The organism is Ligilactobacillus apodemi DSM 16634 = JCM 16172 (genome assembly GCF_001434405.1).
Classification (GTDB): domain Bacteria; phylum Bacillota; class Bacilli; order Lactobacillales; family Lactobacillaceae; genus Ligilactobacillus; species Ligilactobacillus apodemi.
The window spans coordinates 1-338 of sequence record NZ_AZFT01000021.1 but is presented as its reverse complement, the minus strand read 5'-3'; the positions used below and the strand labels follow the sequence as shown (position 1 = coordinate 338).

General features: G+C 50.3%; 1 pseudogene. It reads left to right on the top strand.

Annotation, left to right across the window (positions count from 1 at the left end):
• Positions 1-338 (top strand): annotated as a pseudogene (locus FC32_RS10675) (hypothetical protein); the annotation flags it as partial.

Genomic DNA, 338 nt, shown 5'->3' with positions numbered 1-338 from the left:
AGTTACGCTCAAGCAGGCGATAAGGACAAAGCTTCTAGCGCTGCAAGCGTAGCAAGTTCTGCTGCCACAGTGGCAAGTGAAGCTGAAAGTACAGCTAGCTCAGCAGCCAGTGAAGCAATCAAGAACGACGAGATCGCTAAGAGCGCAGCCGAAGAAGCTGCAAACTTATCCGACCAAGCAAACGATGCTTTAGCTGATGTAAACCAAGCAAAAGAAGACGCGCAAAAAGCAGCAGACCAAGAAGACGCTGACAAATCAGCCAACGAAGCCAACTCCTCAAGCGTGAAGACGAGTGAATATGCGTCAACCGCAAGTTCCGCTGCCAGTGAAGCACATAG